The organism is Sphingobacterium sp. CZ-2 (assembly GCF_004526235.1).
GTDB lineage: Bacteria > Bacteroidota > Bacteroidia > Sphingobacteriales > Sphingobacteriaceae > Sphingobacterium > Sphingobacterium tenebrionis.
This window is the reverse complement of record NZ_CP038159.1, coordinates 1463395-1481110: the sequence shown is the minus strand read 5'-3', so window position 1 is coordinate 1481110 and position 17716 is coordinate 1463395. Positions and strand designations below refer to the sequence as shown.

Sequence of the window (17716 nt, the reverse complement as noted above, 5' to 3'; positions counted from 1 at the left end):
ACTACCCTAACTTAGCTACTTCTTGCGCTAAATCAATGATCTTATTCGAGTAACCCCATTCATTATCATACCATGAAACTACTTTCACGAAGTGATCATTCAAGGAAATACCAGCCTCCGCATCAAAGATGGAAGTGCGAGGATCACCTAAGAAATCAGTAGAAACCACTGCATCTTCTGTATATCCTAAAATACCTTTCAATTCGCCTTCTGAAGCATCTTTCATTGCTTTTTTGATATCCTCATAAGAAGCTGCTTTTTCCAAACGTACCGTTAAATCCACTACAGAAACATCCGCCGTAGGAACGCGTAACGACATACCTGTCAATTTACCTTTCAATTCAGGCAATACCAATCCAACTGCTTTCGCTGCACCTGTAGAAGAAGGGATGATGTTCTGGTAAGCACCACGTCCACCTCTCCAGTCTTTCGCTGAAGGACCATCCACTGTTTTTTGAGTTGCAGTAACCGCATGTACTGTAGTCATCAATCCTTCAACAATACCAAACTTATCGTTCAACACTTTCGCAAGAGGTGCTAAACAGTTCGTAGTACATGAAGCATTTGAAACGATTGTGTATTCTGCTTTAAGATCTTTATGGTTAACACCCATTACGAAAGTAGGGGTATCATCTTTTGCAGGAGCAGACATGATTACTTTTTTCGCACCAGCATCAATGTGTTTCTGTGCCAATTCTTTGGTCAAGAAGAAACCTGTAGATTCGATGATCACTTCAGCACCTACTTCATCCCATTTCAGGTTCGCAGGATCTTTCTCTGCAGTAATACGGATCTCTTTTCCGTTTACTACCAAATGTCCATCTTTCACTTCTACTGTACCATCGAATTTACCATGTGTAGAATCGTATTTCAACATATATGCTAAGTAATCAGGCTCAACTAGGTCATTGATACCTACTACTTCAATATCGCTGCGTTTAACAGCAGCTCTAAAAGCTAAGCGGCCGATACGGCCAAATCCGTTAATTCCAATTTTCATTTCTAACTAATTTTTATTTAAATAATATTTTAATAGGTTTTGAACAGGTTCCCGTATAATCGTACCTATGGCCAGATGGTGATCTTGAACGATCTCCGTCAGCCAGTCGGCATAATTATTTGCCACCGAGCCTGTGAAGTTGATTGTTGCATCCGGATACGCTTCGGAAAGCGGTACCAAATAAGTTTTTACATATAGTTCCAATCCTTTCTTGATGATGCCTTCCATATAAGGATCGTCCTTGTTCTCCAGGATGAAATCCGCAAAAGAGGTCAAAAAGATGTTCGGATTGGGGGTATTGTAGGTTTTATCCAATATTGTTTTTCGGTCTATGGCATGCTTCCTTACGAACTTGTCCCGAAAACCCGCAGGCATCGCCTCTGTCAGAAAATCCTTGAGGACCTGTCTGGCCTGCCAGTTGGTCGATGCTTCATCCGCAAGAATATAGCCTAGCCCATAATTGTTTTCCGTGATTTTACGCCCATTATAATAGGCTGCATTCGATCCGGAACCAATGATTCCGATAATGCCCTTCTCGTTTCCAAAAGTCGAAATGGCAGAAGCCAGTACATCATGGCTCACTTTCACTTTGGCATTCTTGAAGAACTGGCTGAACACCTTTTCGATCTTTTCCTGACGCTCGGTAGAGGAGGCGCCAGCACCGAAAAAGTAGATCTTACGGATCCGTTCGGCATTGTTGATCAATTGGGTGTTCTTATTGAGTAATTGATAAATGAACCTTTCATCCTGTATGTAGGGGTTGATACCCGTCGTACGGAAGCCATGGAGAATTCTACCTTTTTCTGCTAAACGCCAATCGGCGTACCTGGAGCCACTAAAAACTACTGCAATCATATGTTAAATGTTCATTACTTGGGAGATAGTGACCAACTCTTCATCCAGTTTGAATTCCTTGCCACGCAAAGCCTCTTCAAGACTGGTTGATACGATCTGGCTTCCGCGGATGCCCACTGTTGCACTTCTATTTCCTTTGATTAGTTCGTTTACCGCAAAGTATCCCATCCGGGTGGCAAGCACTCTATCAAAACTGCTTGGGGATCCTCCTCGCTGTAAATGTCCTAATATACTAACTTTTGTATCATAATAATCAAATTTTTCATTCACCCTTTTCGCCACATGGTAAGCTCCACCATTTTTATCCCCTTCGGCCACAATAACGATCATAGAGGTCTTATTACGATGTTTTGCTGTTTCCAGCATGTCGATCAGTTCATCGATCGCTGTATCCTTTTCAGGTAGCATGATGGCTTCGGCACCACCGGCAACCCCAGCGTTCAACGCAATACATCCGGAGTCCCTTCCCATTACTTCAACGAAAAATAAACGATTATGTGATGCCGCAGTATCTTTAATTTTATCGATCGCATCAATTACCGTATTATTCGCAGTATCAAAGCCTAAGGTGTAGTCAGAACCATATAGATCATTGTCGATCGTACCGGGAATACACATCACCGGAATATCGTATTCCTGCGAGAAGATTTCCGCTCCGGTAAAGGTTCCATCACCACCGATTGCGACCAATGCATCGATCTCGGCTTCCTTAATATTTTCATAGGCTTTTTTACGGCCTTCAGGCGTCCGGAATTCCGGGCATCTTGCCGACTTCAATACCGTTCCTCCCTTTTGCAGGATAGAACTCACTGAACGGCTCACCATCTCCTTGAAATCCCCCTCGATCATCCCTTCATATCCTCTGTAAATGCCTGTAACTTTTAATCCATTATAGAGTGCAGTCCGGACTACTGCGCGAATTGCAGCGTTCATCCCGGGAGCATCACCCCCAGAAGTATAAACACCAATTCTTTTGATTTGCTTCATTAGGTCTTTCTTTTTTGATTTACGAATATAATGTGTATTTCTTACACTATTAAATTTTTTTAGTAAATTGTTTGTTTAATTAGTATTATTGTTGATAAATTCATGAGACTATATTAATCAGTTAAATAAGATTTAAATTTTGCAGACGTATTTTACCATTGATTGTGTCATACTGACATTTGACGAGGGTCAACTGAAAGTGTTATTGGCGGAACGTAACGAATATCCCTACAAAGATTGGTGGGCGCTTCCCGGATATTTTGTGAACAAATACGAGGAAATGGAAGATGCGGTTGCAAGGATTCTCTTTGAAATGACGGGCTTAAAGGATATCTACATGGACCAATTGGCTGCATTTGCCGGTGTTAAGCGACATCCTGAAGGCCGTATCCTAACCGTGGCTTATATGGCCCTGGTACAGATGGAAGATGTGAAGAATAAAATCGTCGCCATTTCTGATTATATGCGCCAATTAAAGTGGTTTTCGGTAGATGAACTTCCAGACCTGGCTTTTGACCACCGCGAGATCATCGAACTGAGCTTAGATCGTTTGAAAAAAACAGTAGGTTATTCCACCACCCCTTATGAATTACTACCCTCCAAATTTACCCTTACCCAATTGCAACAGGTTTATGAAGCCTTGTTGAACAAAAAATTGGATAAAAGGAACTTCCGCAAGAAAATCAATAATTTAGGTTATCTCAAAGAACTTAATGAATTTCAGAAGGGGGTTTCCTATCGTGCGGCAAAACTTTATGCCTTTGATAAGAAAAAGTTCCAAAAGCAATTCAATCAAGATTAATCTCTACACTTCATAAAATACGCTTCCTAAGTTAAGAAAATGTTAATAATCGTTTTTATGACAAAGGAATGATATTATTTATTTTCTATTCTTTACTTTTGAACAATTTTTAGAAAAAGTCAAAAATAACAAAAGTAAAAATGGAGAATCGTAAGGATCAGATCATCGAGGTGGCGCTAAAGCGCTTCTCACATTTTGGTTTCCACAAAACCACTATGAACGAGATTGCCGACGATCTACGAATTACAAAAGCAAATCTATATTATTATTATCCGGACAAACCATCCTTGATAATTGATGTTTTATGCAAGATCGCCTCTGATCTGCATGAAGCGGAATTGGCCATCGTTGAAAAATACAATGGTGATATTTTGAAGGTGGTCAATGAAGTCATAGAAACGAGGTCTCGTTTCATGCGTAAATACTACCTGTTCCAGATCAATGAGAATTTGGATTGGATCAAAGGTATCGATCTGACCGATACGATGGAGAAATTCTATAAAAGGGATGTGGAAGTATTGAAAAGCCTATTGAACAAAGCTGTAGAAGCCGGAGAGTTGAAAATGAATAATATAGACGAGGCAGCCGTTTGTTTAACGGAAATACAGAAAGGCATCGCCCTATTACATACCGTTGCGGATGTGATTACAGGCATTCCGAACGATAGCAATGTGGATAAAATATTAGAAAGCCAAAAAAGGTCGGCAAAATTGATCTTTGATGGTAAAATAAATCGCAATTAACACCATGAGAAATATAAAAGTAATCGCACTAATGTTGTCTGGTATTTTTACCGGCACATTCTTACATGCGCAAGAAACCTTGACGTTGCAGGAGGCAGTCAAGTATGCGTTAGAAAACAAAGCGGAGGCAAAGAAATCAAAACTGGACCTGGAGAATTCAGAATACAAGATTGCTGAAGTACGTGCAGGAGCATTGCCGCAGATCAGCGGACAAGGATCCTTGACCTATAATCCATTGATTCAGAAAAGTGCATTGGATGGTGCCTTGATGGGAAGGCCCGGAGAAACGATCATGGTAGCATTTGGACAACCTTGGCAAGCCAATGCTGTTGTGCAAGTGAGCCAGCAGATCTTTAACCAGTCCTTGTTTACCGGATTAAAGGCCGCTAAATCGACTCGCGAATTCTATCAGATCAACAATGAACTGACAGATGAGCAATTGATCGAGAAAGTAGCCAATGCGTATTACGAAGTTTACCAATCGGAAATGCAATTGCAGACGATTGAAAACAACCTTCAGAACACAATCAAAACGAGAGATGTTTTAAAAGGCTTGGTGGATGCTGGTTTAGCAAAGAAAATTGACCTTGACCGTGTGGAAGTAGCGATCAATAACCTTTTGGCTTCCAAACAACAGGTGATCAATGGGGCAGATCTTCGCGAAAATGCCTTGAAATTCGCTATCGGTATGCCCATTACAGAAGACATTGTCCTTCCGAAGGAAACCTTTGATATCAAAGCCGATTACCTAAGTGCAGAATTCAACTTGGATAACCGTACGGAAATCAAGTTATTGGATAAGCAGATCGAATTGTTGGAGCTGAACAAGAAAGCGATGATCTCCAACTATTACCCGAACCTATCCTTTACTGGAAACTTGGGATATCTAGGATTTGGTCAGAAATTTCCAATTTTCAATAGCAACGCCAATTTCTCTCCTTATTCAGCCATCGGTCTGAACCTTTCCATCCCGATTTTTAGTGGTGGAAGAACTAAATCACAGATCAACCAGGCAAATGTGGAGATCCGTAAGGCACAGGTAGATAAAGAAGATGCAAAATTAGGATTGAACCTTGCAGCAGAAAACGCAAGAGCACAGATCAAGAATAGTTTGATCACGGTAGACAATAACCGCCGTAACATCGAACTTGCCAAAAATGTGTTGTCCAATACGCAGAACAACTACCACAATGGTTTGGCCACATTGACCGAACTATTAGATGCAGAGAATGCTTTGGCAGATGCAGAAAATAACTTGAACACCTCTTTATTGAACTATAAAGTTGCCGAGATCCAATTGATCAAAGCGAACGGTAACATCAAATCTTTAATTAACGAATAATATAACACTCCATATGAAACGCGCAATAATAGCTATTATAGTAATCGGGGCAGCCCTAGTAGGGATGTTCATGATTTTGAACAAGAACAAAAAGAAAGTTGAAGCAGAGACTGCCGTGGTAGCAGAGAAAAATGCTGCGGTAGCTGTACGTATTGATACAGCTCGTACAGAAGCCATGAACTTAGCTTACCAAGCCAATGGTACGTTTATGCCGAAACAAGAAGTTACCGTAGCTGCAGAAACAGGTGGCCGTGTAGTAAGAGTGTTGGTGGATGAGGGATCACGAGTTGGTGCAGGTCAAACCTTAGCGGTGGTTGAAGGTGATAAATTGAATGTAAATGTATCCAATGCACAAGCGGCATACGATATTGCACAATCCAACCTTCAACGTTATCAGAGTGCATTAACTACTGGTGGTGTAACCCAAGCACAGGTAGATCAGATGCGTCTTCAATTCGAAAACGCAAAGAACAACTTGAAAAGTGCGAAGTTAACTGCGGGTGATGTAACAATCAAAACATCAGTTTCTGGTATCGTAAATTCCCGTAAAATTGAACCAGGTGCTTATGTAAGTCCAGGTACTCCGGCATTTGATATCGTTAATGTGAGCACCTTGAAATTGAGAGTTAATGTAGATGAGAAAAATGTGGCAACACTTCGCGTCGGACAGACAGTAGAAGTATTGGCTAGTGTATACAGCGACAAGAAATTTACAGGTAGAATTACGTTCATCGCACCTAAATCTGATGGTAGCTTGAACTTCCCTGTAGAGATCGAAATTGCTAACAACCCTAACAATGACCTTCGTGCAGGTATGTACGGAACAGCGGTATTCGGCGGTTCTGGAACTGCTTCAGCGTTGGTTATCCCTCGTACAGCTTTCGTAGGTTCCATCTCTGATAACAAGGTGTTTGTATTGAGAAATGGCAAAGCCATCGAAACAAAAGTTCAATCGGGTAGAAGCTTTGGTGATTTAATCGAAATCACAAGCGGTCTTCAAGCTGGCGATCAGGTGATCACTTCTGGTCAGATCAACTTGTTGGATCAAACTGCGGTTGAAGTTATTAAATAATTTGTGCTAAGTACGACAATTCTATTATGAAGATTACTGAAATATCGATAAAACGTCCCAGCCTGATCATCGTATTATTTATAATACTGACCTTGGGGGGGATATTCTCCTATACCCAGTTGGGGTATGAGTTGGTACCTAAGTTTGAGGTAAACGTAATTACCGTGCAAACTGTATATCCAGGTGCCTCGCCTACGGAGGTGGAAAATACCGTAACCAAGAAAATTGAGGATGCCGTCTCCTCCTTGGAAAACATCAAAAAATTGGAAGCTACTTCCATGGAAAACGTTTCGGTGGTGATGATTACCTTGAACGACGGAGCCGATGTCAACTTCCTGTTGACCGATGCCCAACGTAAGATCAATGCCATCCTGAACGATTTACCAGATGATGTTGATGCACCATCGTTGAATAAATTCTCCTTGGATGATGTCGCTATTATGAGTTTAGCGGTGACTTCCAACCTATCGGAGAAACAACTTTACGACTTACTGGACAATAAGATCCAACCGATCTTTGCCCGTATCAATGGTGTTGCGAAAGTAGACCTGATCGGTGGTGAAGAAAGAGAGATCCAGATCAGTGTGGATGCACAGAAATTGGAAGGATATGGCTTATCCATTGGTCAGATCCAACAGGTGATCGGATCATCCAACCTCGATTTCCCTACAGGTAATGTGAGTACACGTGAAAACCGTACCACCATCCGTTTGGCCGGTAAAGTAACGTCAATTGATGAATTGAGAAACCTGCCTATTACTACTCCGACTGGAACAACGATTTTCCTTCGTGATGTGGCCGATGTACAGGATGGTATCAAAGAGATCGAAAAGATCGCTCGTTTAGACCAAAAGAATACCATCATGTTACAGGTGTTCAAGCAGTCGGATGCGAATGCGGTAGAGGTATCCAGGTTGGTAAAAGAAACTATTGCAACGGTTGAAACAGATTATTCGAAAGACAATGTGAAAGTATTGTTGGCGAATGACTCGACAGATTATACTTTGAACGCAGCAAATAACGTAATCCATGACTTATTGATCGCGATTGCCTTGGTAGGTTTCATCATGTTGTTCTTCTTGCATTCCTTGAGAAATGCGGCGATTACCATGGTGGCTATTCCATTGTCCTTGATCGCGACCTTTATCGGATTATTGTTGATGGGTTATACCCTGAACTTGATGTCCCTTTTAGGACTTTCCCTAGTAGTGGGTATCCTTGTCGATGATGCGATCGTTGTTATCGAGAATATCCACCGCCATATGGAGATGGGTAAGAACAAGGTGCGTGCGGCTTACGACGGAGCAAAAGAGATCGGTTTTACCGTAACAGCGATTACTTTGGTTATCGTGGTGGTATTTTTACCGATCGCGATGTCTTCTGGTTTGGTGGCTAATATCCTTGCGCAGTTCTGTGTAACGGTTATTATATCGACCTTACTATCCTTATTGGTATCTTTCTCGGTGGTGCCTTGGTTATATTCCCGTTTCGGAAAATTAGAGCATTTGAATCCAAACTCTTTCTTTGGAAAGATCATCCATGGATTTGAAGCTGGATTGACCAAATTCACCCACTGGATCTCCGGTATCTTGGAATGGTCATTGAAGAACAGATGGACCAAGTTGGGAACTTTATTTATCGCCTTTTTCCTTTTGGTAGGATCTTGTGCCCTGGTTCCTGCAGGTTATATCGGTACTGACTTTTTCCCATCTTCGGACAAAGGGGAATACCTGATGCAGTTTGAGTTGGAGAAAGATGCTTCTCTAGAGAAGACCAACTTCCTGACCCAAAAAGCAGAGAATATCATTAAAAATAAGCCAGAAGTGGAACGTATCATTACTACAGTAGGTCAGTCCTCAGATGGTATGAACTCTACTTCAGGAACGCGTTATAAATCCGAGATCCACGTGATCATGAAGGATACCTATACCGAGAATTCAAAAGTTTATGCGGCAAGATTGCAACGTGAATTGGAAAAAGAATTGGTAGGAGCGAAGGTAAAATTCGTGAGTATGGGATTGATGGGAGCAGAACAGGCACCATTGAAATTGACCGTGATCGGTTCTGACCTGAAAGATGCGAATGAATTTGCTGAGAAAGCAGCAGACCTACTTCGTAAGGTTCCGGGAGCTACCAACGTGAAATTAACTTCTGAAGGTGGTAACCCTGAAATCAATGTGCAGGTAGACCGCGAGAAAATGACTTCATTAGGTTTGGATGTGGCTACCGTAGGTATGACCATGCAAACAGCATTCTCCGGAAATACAGACAATAAATTCCGTGCAGGTGATAATGAATATGATATCAATATCCGTTTTGATGAAGCTAGCCGTTCTAACATCGCTGATGTGAGGGGATTGAAATTCATCAACAAACAAGGTGTTCCTATTTCCTTAGAGCAATTTGCTACGGTAGGATACGGTTCAGGACCTTCCTTATTGGAGCGTCGTGATAAATCGCCAGCTGTTTCGGTTCAAGCATCTCTTGTAGGTCGTACCTTAGGGGATGTGGCTGGAGAATGGGAAGCAGAGTTCTCTAAGTTAGAGCGTAAGCCAGGAGTAGTCTATATCTGGGGTGGTAACATGGAAAACCAACAAGAAGGTTTCGGGACCTTGGGAGTGGCATTATTGGCATCTATCCTGTTGGTTTACTTGGTAATGGTTTCCCTGTACGATAGTTTCAGTACACCATTTGTCGTGATGTTCTCGATTCCACTATCCTTTATTGGAGCCTTGATCTTATTGGCATTGACTGGTCAATCCTTGAACATCTTTACCATCTTAGGTATCATCATGTTGATCGGTTTGGTGGCGAAGAATGCGATCCTATTGGTCGACTTTGCTAACCACCGTAAGGATAATGGGGATACTACGCACGATGCCTTGGTTGCTGCCAACCATGCCCGTCTTCGTCCGATCTTAATGACGACCATTGCGATGGTATTCGGTATGATCCCGATCGCGTTGGCAACAGGTGATGGTGCAGATATGAACAAAGGTTTGGCTATCGTAATTATCGGGGGTCTATTATCTTCCCTATTACTTACCTTAGTGGTAGTTCCAGTGGTTTATTCGCTATTTGATAGTATGGGCCGCCGTTGGGGAAGTAAAAAGAAAACCAACTATGTGGAACTTATTGATGCCGATTATGTTCCGAACGAACATTATGTGGATGAAATGGATGTGAAACACAACTAGAACAATTTAAAAATCACATACTTAAAGAGGCTGATCGTAAAGATTCAGCCTCTTTTTTCGTAATTGTAGCTGAATGTTTAGAAAATTGAAATAATTAGCTGCCCTACAAAACTTTCTACCCTACAAACTTGTTCTGAAATTGATTAATTTTGCAGAAAATTCGAACGGGAAATGAAAATCTTTTTGACAACATGTTGTTTTATTGTGCTGGTAGGTTGTAGACAGCAGACCGAGAATAAGGTTGTAGAACAGCCTGTGGAGCAGCTTGTTCAGCAAGAAGAAAAGGAAGTTTCCGTTGCCCCAACATCCGAAGAAAAGGACGAAATTTTGGCCGTTATCGAAGGCCTTGATAACCGTTCATTTCCTTTGGCCGATTCGACCAATTTTGATAATGTGGATAAAAAAGGGATCCATAATCCTGATTTTTTGAAACGTATCCATTTTGAGGCCGATGAAGTGAATTTTAAAGATGTACGCTTGAGGTATAGGCTTCACTATTCTCCAGCCTATTATAGTATTGTATTGACCTATCCTCTAGGAGAACATGAAATCATTACAACCTTGTTGAATATCAATAAAGAAGGAAAAATCATTGATTTCTTGGATATTGCCTATGATGAGATTGCCGAATCAGCTTTTCGGAAGGAGAGCGTGATGGAGAAGGATAGGGTAGTGCTTACCGATTGGAATTACATGTCGGAAGAGCCTACAAAAACGGTTACCAATTATTTGCTGACTTCCGAAGGTAGATTTGAGGAAGCTTCTTAGCTAGGTTCAAAGCAATCCCCATATTTTACTGGTTTCAAACCATTTTTTGACTTTGGTGTTTTAAGGATAAAGCCTTGAATAGGACTGTGAACACACTTTAAGTATACTGTAATTAGGTTGTAAGTATATTGTAAGTGCCTTTTTGCACTTACACCACACTTGCAAGTCACTTACACCTCACTTACATCTCGAAAAAAATATTAAATACAACACATGGATCAACAGCGAAAAGAAGATAAAAAACAAGGAGGTTTCTTTAAAAACACCTTTACGATTTTAAAAAATAGTGCATTAGGATTTATCAATGAAGATACCATGAAGTATAGTGCTTCCTTGGCTTATTATACTATCTTTTCCATAGGTCCTATTTTGGTGCTGATGATCTCTTTGGCGGGTATTTTCTATGGGGAAGATGCCATTAAAGGTAAATTATTTTCGGAGTTGAATGAACTGATAGGAAGAAATGCAGCACGTCAGGTTCAAGAAATCATTAAAAACTTGGAGCTTTCCGGAAAATCTTCCATGGCGTTGATCATCAGTATAGTCACATTAATCATTGGTGCGACCACTGTTTTTGGGGATATTCAGAACTCCATCAACAAAATATGGCATGTGCGGGCGAAACCGAAAAAAGGTTGGTTAAAATTGATCATGGACCGTTTGTTATCCTCTTCATTGGTCATTGGTTTAGGATTTCTATTGGTGGTCACCTTAGTGGTCAACGGGATCATTATTGCCTTTACCGATAACTTATTGCGGTATTTCCCGGATATGGCCGTGCATGTTATGGATATCATCAATTTCATGCTAACCTTTGGAATTATATTTTTATTATTCTCGGTTATCTTTAAGGTTCTTCCTGATGTCAACATCCAATGGAAACCGGTTAAGGCGGGCGCCTTATTTACCGCTATTCTTTTTATTTTCGGACGCTTAGGAATAGGATTTTATCTTTCCAATTCAGATACCGCTACGACTTATGGCGCTGCTGGATCGATCGTATTGATTTTATTATGGGTGTATTATACCGCGGCTATTCTATATTTTGGGGCAATTTTTACGAGGGAATATGCCACCTTCAAAAATTATCCGATAGAGCCATCGGAATATGCGGTTCATGTAGAGGTTAAAGAGATCGAGCGGAATGTCAAAGAAATTCCGCCCGCTCCACTTACTACCGACGAGACTGTGGTCGAGAAGTAGGTTTATAGAATGCTTTCACTCGTTTTTCCAGATCGATGATGATGGTTTCGGTGAAATCAATGCCAGTCAATTGATTAATATGCATCAGAGCGCCGGGAGAGAATACATTGATCTCCATAATTTTGTCGCCTACAATGTCCAATCCCACTAGGTACATATTGTCGTCCTTTAGCTTTTTGGTCACTTTTTTAACCAACTTTAGAATATCATCCGTAATTTCTGCTTCTTGAGCCGATCCTCCCTGATGGATATTGCTTCGGATTTCATCTGCAGATTGCACACGTCTAACCGCGGCGTACTTACCTTCAGCCACCAAAGGGGCACCATTCAGCAGGAAGAAACGGATATCGCCTTTAACAGCATCTGGAAGATATTCCTGAGCCATAACATAACCATCCCGCGCAATGGCTTCTACCGTTTGCTTCAGGTTCTGTGTCTCTCCCGATTTGATCATAAACACATTCTTTCCGCCGGAGCCTTTTAAAGGTTTAAGGATAATTTTATCCCCTTGTTCTTTCAGGAATGCCGTTACATCTTCATGGTTTCTGGTGACCAACGTTTTTGGGCGGATGGCTTTTGGGAAATTCTGCAGGTACAGCTTATTATTCGCCTCGATTAGGTTATCAGGGTCATTGATAACAAATCCTCCATTGCGTTTTACAAGTTGGGAAAACTGAATCCCTGCTGCTGAAGCCCATGGCCTTCCGATCATATCTAGGGTAGGGTCGAACCTTAGCCAAAGCACCTCCACATCGGCCATATCGACCAGTTCTTTTTCTTTCGCTTTTAGGGTTTTCATGAACTTGGCTGCAGTAGGCATGGTTTCAGGAGGTTCCATGAGCCTACAGTGTGCCATAACCCGCTGTTCATCCTTGTAAACGAAATCTGCCAAACCAATATACAATACCGTATGGCCTCTCTCCAATGCTTTGAGGGCTAATATCGTGGTCGTGAATTTCTCTTCTTCTTTATGCGTTTGATTGATCAAAAATGCAATTTTCATATTTGCGTTGAGTTTTTTCTTATGTAGTGATTTAATGTGTCAATTTAAAAACAGATGCTTTTGTCTTCACCTCTTTCCATTTATCCAAATATTCAGGAAACATGAACCTCGGTGTAATGGCTGGTGGAATAAGGATTTCTTTTTGCAGCAGGTCTTTGATGATCGGCAGGTAATCTTTTCGTATTTTCCCCATCATCAGGAGATGTACATTGTTGTTTTCCTTTAGGTATTCGATCAATTCCATGATGCCCTTGAGGTAGAGCATATCCTTGGTCAATCCACCACCACGATAAACCCGCATGACAATCTGAAAAGATGTTTCATGTTTGAACCCAAATTGGTCGACCAACAGGGCAAAGGTATCGGTGAAGGAATTACCCAAGAGCATATGTTGTACCGCAATAACCCTCGCTGCAATGATCCTTAACCGATCGTTGTTCAGACCATCAACAATATATTCCGAAAGTACCGCCAAGCCTTCCTGTAATTCTTCATAGCCGGGAACACCCAAACTAAAAAGGTTCAATGGTTGCATCCTGCCATTGAAATAGGTTACGACATGGGTGCCGATCTCATGCTGGATGAGTGCTTTTGCCCGTGATTTGGTGAGTTTATACTCCTTACTGATATTCAATGCCCCTCTATTGACCATAACCCCCGAAATATCTTCGCGGATACGGATAGGACAATTGAATTCCTGATTTTGTTGTTGCAGAAATTTAACTTCTTCCTTGGCCATTTTGGCAAATTCACTTGGTCCGATCCATTCTTCATTTTTGCTGGAAGTCGTTTCTGGTTCGGTCATCATCAATAGGGCCAAAGCGGAGTTGTATAGTTTCTCTGAAACATTCCCGAATACCTGTAGGCTCCCATGCAGGAAATCCTCTTTACCACGATCGGCCAGCATGGTGATCATGGAGTCCAATTCGGTTCTTTTGTCCCGAAAAATATAGGCCATCGTAGGATCGTAAATATCTTCGATCCGGAGGTTGTACAACCGGCGTTTAACCAGATCGGGATCTACGTGCATAGGTCGGTAAAGGAATTTTGGTGTTTTCCAATATTTATCCTTTTTGAACTGCAACCAAGCTTCATGGGCATTCAAAGGCGTGACCATCAATAGGAAATCGAATTTCTTGCTTTCCTGGGCCAAGGCATCATCGATCTCATTCATCATCGGGGTAAGTTCCTGATGAACATTGATCTTTTGGGCAGTGGCATTCAAGTGGGTATAGACCCGCAGGAATTCAAAGAAAAGTCGGGAAAGTGATTTTGCCAATGTTTCGCGATAGGTACGCATCAAGAGTGGTAAAATATTCTCTTCGTAATCGATATATCGCTTTTTTATGGATATTCCCAATAATAAAATCTGCTTGTTCTGCAGGTATTTCTTCGAGAATAAGGATGGCAGGTTTTCCGGTTTTGGAATCTGCAGGTCCTTAGAAATGGCTACCGATAATTCTGCCGTTTCCATCCGGATGTTCCTTTCAAAATATTCCGCAAGTGGGAGTATATCTTTCTGACCGACATGCAAAAGGATATCATCCTTTTGGTTGGATTCCGAAATCCAAGTTTCAATCAATAGACAGGCACCAAATTCTTGTGCCAAGGATTCAGCAATCGGTTTTATCCATTCCTCCAGCGCAAATTCATCTTCTTTACATACAATGCTTGCATTTTCGGTCTTTGCCAAATCGGCAATCATTTTATCCTTTTTACCCGTGTCTGGAACACGGTAAATAAAAATATAGGGAACTATTTTATTGAATATGAATTTACCGGCATTTGGAACTTGATAATGGATAGGAGTACGTTTATTGATCGCATTTAGAATACGTAAAAGTGCTTTATTCTTTTCCATCTTGGTGAAAATACTGGTTAAATACCGTCAATGATTTTAAGAGTAACTGTTTGCAGGCCATGATTTTGTGGTAATCGGGGTCACCGGTCCATTCATCCATAAAATCTTTCCGGAATTCGATCGCCAGCACGAAACCATAGTCTCCATAGAGTTGGTTCATGGTCTGCGCGAAATAGCCGCCTTTGAACTTTACATTCTCCCTTACATCAATGGCCTGGCCATTCAATTCCTCCGCTGATATAAAGTTAATCAATTCATCCATTAATGGTCTCCACTTTTGGTTGAGGTGGATGGTGCCAAAGTTTATTTCAGGATCCGTATCCATATTGATCTCTTGGTCTGGACCTTCGCGTTTGGCGTTATAGCTATGGATATCCAAGATAATGAAATAGCCAAATTGGGCAATGGTATCCTGGATCTTACTCTCTATGATTTCAAATATTTCGCGATGATCATTACGGAGTTCACTGATCAATTCCAATGGGAAGTCCTCTTTCCATACATTTAAACCCCAAGCCTGTTCGGGTTTGAGGTAGATGGCGTCATCCAAGGTACGGTTGATGTCCAATTGAAAGCGTGAGCTTTCCATAATAAAGCGATTGCAGGGAAGTTCGGCGATCAGCGCAGTAAAGGGATCTTCCTCCCGTAATCGTTCTTCCTCATTCAACAGTTGATAAGGCAGTAATTTTTCATCTATATCGTGGCCGTCGTGGATAGCAAAAGTCCAGAATGGGCTATCGGCCAATTTGATTTCATATTTTGTAAGCAAAGGCATAAAATTCTCCTTTAGGGATTATCTTATTAATAAACAATAAATTGTAGAAATAGTTTTATTTTTCCTATTTTCAGTTATTTATATTCTAACCATTATGATCAACTTATTCCAAAAACCTTTACTTAAAAAATTAGCGTTAGCCTGTTTGCTTTTTGGTTCTGTTTCCTCCCAAGCCGTTGCCCAAGGAAAAGACTGGAAGGAAAAATCCATTGATAACAAAGAAGAACGGATGGCCTGGTGGAAGAACGACCGATTCGGAATGTTCATCCATTGGGGATTGTATGCCTTGCCAGCACGGCATGAATGGGTTCAGCAGATCGAAAGAACCGACCATGAAACCTATAAGAAGAAATACTTTGATCTTTTTAATCCTGACTTATACCATCCCGAAGAATGGGCTTTAGCGGCCAAGAATGCCGGGATGAAATATGTGGTGTTAACCGCCAAGCATCATGAGGGATTTTGTTTGTGGGATACCAAATCGAGCAATTTCAATGCGGCCAAAACACCTTATGGAAAAGACCTGTTGAAACCTTTTGTGGAAGCCTGCCGTAAGAACGGACTGAAAGTGGGTTTCTATTTTTCGGTGATCGATTGGTACCATCCAGACTTTACCATTGATAATACGCATCCTCTGAGAGGCAACCAGGAAGCCATCGCCACGAATTCGGGTAAAAATATGGATAATTTCCGGAAGTATTTGAAGGAGCAGGTCAGGGAATTGCTGGGCAATTATGGAAAGATCGATCTGTTGTTCTGGGATTTTTCGTATCCGGGGCCTAATGGCAAAGGAAACAAGGATTGGGACAGCGAGGGACTGATCAAACTGGCGCGGGAGCTGCAACCTAACATCATCATGAATGATCGTTTGGATATGGGAGCTGAAGCTTGGGGATGGGATTATAAAACGCCAGAACAATTCATGCCGAATGAGTGGCCGACTTTTAACGGGGTGAGGGTTCCTTGGGAGACTTGCCAGACTTTTTCGGGATCTTGGGGATACCATAGGGATGAGAACACCTGGAAGTCCTCCAACCAGCTTATCGCCATGCTGATCGAGGTGGTGAGTAAGGGCGGTAACCTGTTACTGAATGTGGGGCCAACAGCGAGAGGGAATTTTGATGATCGGGCAAATGATCGATTGGAAGCTATTGGGAAATGGATGAAATTCCACTCGGCATCTATTTACGGCTGTACAGAGGCGCCTGCGGATTTTCAGAAACCGGGTAATACGTTGTTGACCTATAACCCGAAGACCAAGCGTTTGTATGTTCATTTATTGCAATATCCTTTCAAAACGCTTTATCTGCCAAATTTTAAAGGGAAGGTGAAATATGCGCAATTTCTGCATGATAATTCGGAAGTTAAATATACCTCCAGGACAAAATCCAACGATGGGGAGCACATGGCGATTACGGCCAGAGAGAATGATCTGATCATGGATCTGCCGGTGGTAAAACCGAATGTGGAAATTCCGGTTATTGAGTTGATATTGAACTGATCTAAAAATATTTGATAATAATCCACACAATATCAGCGGGTTATTGTTCGTTGTTTTAGTATGACCAATTAAAAAAGGAGGTTATTATGAACCTAATTCAACGAATTGAATATTGGGGAGATCATCACCATCCAAGGTGGATTGATTTCATCCGGATTGCACTCGGCATTTTGATTTTTGCCAAAGGTGTAAGTTTTGTTATGGACAGGGATTCCGTAGCTGCATTAATTGAGCGAACGCATTTTCAGCTTTCTATTTGGGGGGCGGTACATTATGTGGTATTTGCGCATTTGGTAGGTGGTATTTTTATCATGATGGGGTTTGCGACGAGGTTAGCGGCGTTGATACAGATCCCGATTTTGATAGGTGCGGTGTTTTTCGTGAATATCACGCAGGGATTTAGTTTTCTGAATTCGGAGTTCTGGTTGTCTTTGGTGGTGTTGTTGTTGCTTTGTTATTTTGTGGTAGTAGGTTCTGGCCCGATGTCTTTGGATAAGATGATGGATAAGCCAGGGTATAAAAGGGATATTTAGGAAAAATGTAATAGGGAGAACAACGCCATTGCAAAAACAACGTCATTGCGAAAATTACGTCATTGCGAGGAACG

The 17716-nt window shown here is 41.5% G+C and carries 15 protein-coding genes; 9 read left to right on the top strand and 6 right to left on the bottom strand.

Going from position 1 to position 17716, the window contains the following annotated elements; genetic code table 11:
* Position 1 precedes the first annotated feature (1 nt).
* From gap to pfkA, 3 genes are read right to left on the bottom strand one after another with little or no spacing between them, the layout of a single operon-like run.
* The gene (gene gap, locus E3D81_RS06735) at positions 2-1000 is read right to left on the bottom strand and encodes a type I glyceraldehyde-3-phosphate dehydrogenase (RefSeq protein ID WP_099366092.1); all 999 of its coding nucleotides are present in this window, start codon (positions 998-1000) and stop codon (positions 2-4) included.
* A gap of 6 nt (positions 1001-1006) precedes the next feature.
* On the bottom strand, positions 1007-1855 hold the full coding sequence (locus tag E3D81_RS06730; RefSeq protein WP_134776896.1) for a hypothetical protein: 849 nt from the start codon (positions 1853-1855) through the stop codon (positions 1007-1009).
* 3 nt (positions 1856-1858) lie between these two features.
* Complete coding sequence (pfkA, locus tag E3D81_RS06725; protein ID WP_099366090.1) at positions 1859-2842, bottom strand: 6-phosphofructokinase; 984 nt, start codon at positions 2840-2842, stop codon at positions 1859-1861.
* 139 nt (positions 2843-2981) lie between these two features.
* Here pfkA and E3D81_RS06720 point away from each other — a divergent pair, with 139 nt between their 5' ends.
* From E3D81_RS06720 to E3D81_RS06690, 7 genes are all read left to right on the top strand, one after another.
* On the top strand, positions 2982-3644 hold the full coding sequence (locus E3D81_RS06720) for an NUDIX hydrolase (RefSeq protein ID WP_099366089.1): 663 nt from the start codon (positions 2982-2984) through the stop codon (positions 3642-3644).
* A gap of 140 nt (positions 3645-3784) precedes the next feature.
* Complete coding sequence (locus E3D81_RS06715) at positions 3785-4387, top strand: TetR/AcrR family transcriptional regulator (protein ID WP_134776895.1); 603 nt, start codon at positions 3785-3787, stop codon at positions 4385-4387.
* Between the two features lie 4 nt (positions 4388-4391).
* Positions 4392-5729 carry a TolC family protein gene (locus tag E3D81_RS06710; protein WP_134776894.1) on the top strand — a complete coding sequence of 446 codons (1338 nt, stop codon included), beginning with the start codon at positions 4392-4394 and terminating at the stop codon, positions 5727-5729.
* 13 nt (positions 5730-5742) lie between these two features.
* On the top strand, positions 5743-6801 hold the full coding sequence (locus tag E3D81_RS06705) for an efflux RND transporter periplasmic adaptor subunit (RefSeq protein WP_134776893.1): 1059 nt from the start codon (positions 5743-5745) through the stop codon (positions 6799-6801).
* A gap of 26 nt (positions 6802-6827) precedes the next feature.
* Entirely contained in the window at positions 6828-9998 is a 3171-nt protein-coding gene (locus E3D81_RS06700; RefSeq protein WP_099366085.1) for an efflux RND transporter permease subunit, read from the top strand.
* A 171-nt stretch (positions 9999-10169) separates the two neighbouring features.
* Positions 10170-10766 carry a hypothetical protein gene (locus E3D81_RS06695; RefSeq protein ID WP_134776892.1) on the top strand — a complete coding sequence of 199 codons (597 nt, stop codon included), beginning with the start codon at positions 10170-10172 and terminating at the stop codon, positions 10764-10766.
* A 213-nt stretch (positions 10767-10979) separates the two neighbouring features.
* The gene (locus E3D81_RS06690) at positions 10980-11969 is read left to right on the top strand and encodes a YihY/virulence factor BrkB family protein (protein ID WP_099366083.1); all 990 of its coding nucleotides are present in this window, start codon (positions 10980-10982) and stop codon (positions 11967-11969) included.
* Here the strand turns inward: E3D81_RS06690 and E3D81_RS06685 are convergent.
* From E3D81_RS06685 to E3D81_RS06675, 3 genes are read right to left on the bottom strand one after another with little or no spacing between them, the layout of a single operon-like run.
* Positions 11941-12972 carry a glutathione synthase gene (locus E3D81_RS06685; protein WP_134776891.1) on the bottom strand — a complete coding sequence of 344 codons (1032 nt, stop codon included), beginning with the start codon at positions 12970-12972 and terminating at the stop codon, positions 11941-11943. The genes E3D81_RS06690 and E3D81_RS06685 overlap by 29 nt on opposite strands.
* Positions 12973-13003: 31 nt before the next feature.
* Positions 13004-14833, bottom strand: coding sequence for a flavohemoglobin expression-modulating QEGLA motif protein (locus tag E3D81_RS06680; protein ID WP_134776890.1), 1830 nt, complete (start codon positions 14831-14833; stop codon positions 13004-13006).
* The gene (locus E3D81_RS06675; RefSeq protein ID WP_134776889.1) at positions 14820-15608 is read right to left on the bottom strand and encodes an N-formylglutamate amidohydrolase; all 789 of its coding nucleotides are present in this window, start codon (positions 15606-15608) and stop codon (positions 14820-14822) included. Before E3D81_RS06675 ends, E3D81_RS06680 begins: the two co-directional genes overlap by 14 nt.
* A 94-nt stretch (positions 15609-15702) precedes the next feature.
* On the opposite strand from E3D81_RS06675, the gene E3D81_RS06670 reads away from it, so the two are divergent.
* Positions 15703-17109, top strand: coding sequence for an alpha-L-fucosidase (locus E3D81_RS06670; RefSeq protein ID WP_134776888.1), 1407 nt, complete (start codon positions 15703-15705; stop codon positions 17107-17109).
* A gap of 86 nt (positions 17110-17195) precedes the next feature.
* Positions 17196-17642 (top strand): DoxX family protein, encoded by a 447-nt coding sequence (locus E3D81_RS06665; protein WP_134776887.1) that lies wholly within the window; start codon positions 17196-17198, stop codon positions 17640-17642.
* The last annotated feature ends 74 nt before the right edge of the window (positions 17643-17716 follow it).

What these genes read in the sequence shown, in the direction of transcription:
- E3D81_RS06665 (WP_134776887.1), top strand. Translation starts at nt 17,196, where the DNA reads ATGAACCTAATTCAACGAATTGAATATTGGGGAGATCATCACCATCCA.
- E3D81_RS06695 (WP_134776892.1), top strand. Translation starts at nt 10,170, where the DNA reads ATGAAAATCTTTTTGACAACATGTTGTTTTATTGTGCTGGTAGGTTGT.
- E3D81_RS06710 (WP_134776894.1), top strand. Translation starts at nt 4,392, where the DNA reads ATGAGAAATATAAAAGTAATCGCACTAATGTTGTCTGGTATTTTTACC.
- E3D81_RS06685 (WP_134776891.1), bottom strand. Translation starts at nt 12,972, where the DNA reads ATGAAAATTGCATTTTTGATCAATCAAACGCATAAAGAAGAAGAGAAA.
- E3D81_RS06705 (WP_134776893.1), top strand. Translation starts at nt 5,743, where the DNA reads ATGAAACGCGCAATAATAGCTATTATAGTAATCGGGGCAGCCCTAGTA.
- E3D81_RS06700 (WP_099366085.1), top strand. Translation starts at nt 6,828, where the DNA reads ATGAAGATTACTGAAATATCGATAAAACGTCCCAGCCTGATCATCGTA.
- pfkA (WP_099366090.1), bottom strand. Translation starts at nt 2,842, where the DNA reads ATGAAGCAAATCAAAAGAATTGGTGTTTATACTTCTGGGGGTGATGCT.
- E3D81_RS06675 (WP_134776889.1), bottom strand. Translation starts at nt 15,608, where the DNA reads ATGCCTTTGCTTACAAAATATGAAATCAAATTGGCCGATAGCCCATTC.
- E3D81_RS06715 (WP_134776895.1), top strand. Translation starts at nt 3,785, where the DNA reads ATGGAGAATCGTAAGGATCAGATCATCGAGGTGGCGCTAAAGCGCTTC.
- E3D81_RS06680 (WP_134776890.1), bottom strand. Translation starts at nt 14,833, where the DNA reads ATGGAAAAGAATAAAGCACTTTTACGTATTCTAAATGCGATCAATAAA.
- E3D81_RS06670 (WP_134776888.1), top strand. Translation starts at nt 15,703, where the DNA reads ATGATCAACTTATTCCAAAAACCTTTACTTAAAAAATTAGCGTTAGCC.
- E3D81_RS06730 (WP_134776896.1), bottom strand. Translation starts at nt 1,855, where the DNA reads ATGATTGCAGTAGTTTTTAGTGGCTCCAGGTACGCCGATTGGCGTTTA.
- gap (WP_099366092.1), bottom strand. Translation starts at nt 1,000, where the DNA reads ATGAAAATTGGAATTAACGGATTTGGCCGTATCGGCCGCTTAGCTTTT.
- E3D81_RS06690 (WP_099366083.1), top strand. Translation starts at nt 10,980, where the DNA reads ATGGATCAACAGCGAAAAGAAGATAAAAAACAAGGAGGTTTCTTTAAA.